A 3,011-nucleotide genomic window follows, 5' to 3' on the forward strand; every position below is an offset into this window, starting at 1 on the left:
CCCGCACGCGGCGTCGCTGGGTCAGGGTCTCCCCCATTGCCCAAAATTCCCCACTGCTGCCTCCCGTAGGAGTCTGGACCGTGTCTCAGTTCCAGTGTGGCCGGACACCCTCTCAGGCCGGCTACCCGTCGTCGCCTTGGCAGGCCGTTACCCCGCCAACTAGCTGATAGGACGCGAGTCCATCCAAAGGCGGACCCAAAAAGGGCCCTTTCACCTCTCGGCATACGGGGTATTACCAGCCGTTTCCAGCTGCTGTCCCCCCCCTCGGGGCAGGTCCTCGCGCGTTACTCACCCGTTCGCTACTGTCTCGCACCTCTCCACTCCCGAAGGAGATTCAATAGCACAAGACCGTACAACTTGCATGTGTTAAGCACGCCGCCAGCGTTCGTCCTGAGCCAGGATCAAACTCTCGGATTACTACTGACTTGGTTATCGCAAAACAAATCTACGCACTGTATTCATTTTTCAAGGTGTGGGTCGCCATGAACGGCAACGGCGAAAAATATACCACGCCTTGAGGAGTTTGGCAATAGTCATTCCGTATTTTTGTAAATAATTCCCGGCGGGTGTTATAATTCTTCTGGCTTTGAAGCCGTTGCATCATGAAGAATTATAACCAAGTCTGCAGAGGTAGTGTTATGGCGAAAAACGAAAAATTATCACGAAAAAGCCCTTCAACAGGCACAAAAGAAGGAAACTTGAAGAGAAAACCGAAAAAGAAGAAGTCGTCACCGCTGAAGATGGTCATGCTGTTTGTCCTGGCGCTGCTGATCCTTCTGGGTGCGGCGATCTCGGTCTTCGTGGCTCTCTATTTGGGCGAGCTGTCGCGGACTCTTCCGACGGAGACGGAGATAATGGCCCACCGCTCGAGCGTTGCAAGCGTGATATTCGATCGAAACGGCGAGATGGTGGCGCGGCTGTTCACAGAGAACAGGCAGCCAGTGGAGCTGAGGAACATCTCTCCGTGGGTGATAAAGGCCACTCTGGCGGCGGAGGACTCCTCGTTTTATCAGCATGGCGGCATTCGCCTGCTCTCCATTCTGAGGGCTTCGGTGGAAAACCTGTCGAGCGGCGGCATTCGACAGGGAGGCAGCACCATAACCCAGCAGCTTGCGCGAAACCTGTTTCTGTCCCAGGAGCGCAAGCTGGACAGGAAGCTGAAGGAGATCATCCTGGCGATTCGGATGGAGCAGCTTTTCTCGAAGGACAGGATCATCGAGATGTACCTCAATACGATCTATTTCGGGCACGGGGCCTGGGGGGTCGACACGGCGGCGCGGACCTATTTCGGCAAGACGGCGAGCCAGGTGAATCTTCCGGAGGCTGCTATGCTGGCGGGGTTGATCGCGGCGCCGGGGAGGTACAGTCCCCTGTCGAACTTCGAGGTGTCGAAGAACAGACAGAGGTACGTGCTGGACAGGCTGGAGCATTTGGGATGGATAAACGAGGATGAGAAAAGGGCGGCATACGATGCGGAGCTGGCCTTTCATCACACGCCGAACAGGGTGCAGGAGTACAACCGGGCGCCCTACTTCGTGGCACACTTGCTCTTCAACGAGCTTCTGCCCAAGTACGGGCCGGAGCTGGTCTACTCCGGCGGGATGGAGATCCACACCACTTTGGACCTCAAGATGCAGGAGGCCGCGGAGAAGGCCATGGAGGGGCTGAAGAGCCAGGGGGCCATAGTGGGGATGAATCCAGAGACGGGCGAGGTGCTGGCGCTCGTGGGCGGCCACGATTTCGAGAAGAGCAAGTTCAACAGGGCTACCCAGGCGTACAGGCAGCCGGGGTCGAGCTTCAAGCCGGTAGTCTATGCCACTGCCTTTGAATCGGGGCTGCTTCCGACGGATCACTTCCTGGATATGAAGATAGAGTACGAGAAGAAGGGGCCGAAACAGACCCTCTGGGCACCCGGTAACTACGAGGGGAAGTACAACGGCGAGGTGACGCTGCAGTACGCCCTGATACGCTCGCTGAACACGGTGGCTGTGCGGCTTATAGACTATCTCGGGGCGGAGGCCGTGGCGGAGATGTCGCGCAGGATGGGGGTGGTCACGCCCCATCTGCCGCAGGACCTGTCGCTGGCCCTGGGGTCGGCGAGCGTGACGCCGCTTGAGATGGCGGCCGCCTTCTCAGTCTTCGCGAACAACGGTATGGCTGTGGATCCCCTGATGATCCGCGAGATTCGCTCCTCCAACGGTGATCTGCTTGAGTCGAGGAGGCCCTTCGTAAGGGAGGCGATGGCGCCCGAGGTGGCGATCACGGTCCGCTCTGCCTTGATCGACGCGGTCAGGGCGGGGACGGGCAGGAAGGCCATGCTGGCCGACAGGGAGACCTTCGGCAAGACGGGCACGACCAACGATCACACGGACGCGTGGTTCCTGGGCGGAGTGCCGGGCCTGGTGGCGGTCGTCTACGCGGGCAACGACGATCATACGCCTCTCGGCAAGAGGGGAGTAACAGGGGGGGATGTCGCGGCGCCCGTGTGGAACGCGTTCGTCGGCGAGGCGGTGAAGACGGTTGATCTTCCGACCAAGTTCGAGATACCGCCGGACGCGGACGTGGAGCCGGTCACCTTCTGCAGGACCACCGGCTTCCGCGCCATCAATGGTTGCTCCGCGACCACGGTGTACATGAGGACGGACGAGGCGCCCCAGACCGATTGCCCGATACACGGAGGGGACGTTTACGCGAGCGCGATGGACCCGAACGCTCCGAGGCTGATCCTGGTGCACGACGACGCGCAGCTTTACGCGGCGGGCGGCTACACGGAGGCGTACCCGGAGGTGCAGCCGGTGTACATGCTCGAGCAGAGGCCGGAGGTCGTGGTGCCGGAGTCGACGACAGTCTACAGGGACCCGAACCCCGCCAGCTCGGTGGAGGACAGGTACCTGGAGCTGCTGAAGCAGTACGGGATTTCGAATTAGAGATCCCTCCGGCGCTCCGCGCCGTTCGGGATGACAAAAGGGTGCGCCGTTCGGGATGACTACTCTCTGTCATCCCGACGGCCG

The 3,011-nt window shown here is 60.1% G+C and carries 1 protein-coding gene and 1 rRNA gene; one reads left to right on the forward strand and one right to left on the reverse strand.

Going from position 1 to position 3,011, the window contains the following annotated elements; translation table 11 throughout:
• Positions 1-411: ribosomal RNA gene (locus tag GX181_09975) — 16S ribosomal RNA — on the reverse strand; the annotation flags it as partial.
• A 335-nt stretch (positions 412-746) separates the two neighbouring features.
• Between GX181_09975 and GX181_09980 the strand changes: the two genes are divergently transcribed.
• Positions 747-2,927 carry a PBP1A family penicillin-binding protein gene (locus GX181_09980; protein ID NLM72267.1) on the forward strand — a complete coding sequence of 727 codons (2,181 nt, stop codon included), beginning with the start codon at positions 747-749 and terminating at the stop codon, positions 2,925-2,927.
• Positions 2,928-3,011: the final 84 nt, after the last annotated feature.

This window comes from Synergistaceae bacterium (assembly GCA_012521675.1).
Taxonomy (GTDB): Bacteria; Synergistota; Synergistia; order Synergistales; family Aminobacteriaceae; genus JAAYLU01.

Excerpts from the sequence above, each read along its gene's own strand:
- GX181_09980 (NLM72267.1), top strand. The coding sequence starts at position 747 with ATGCTGTTTGTCCTGGCGCTGCTGATCCTTCTGGGTGCGGCGATCTCG.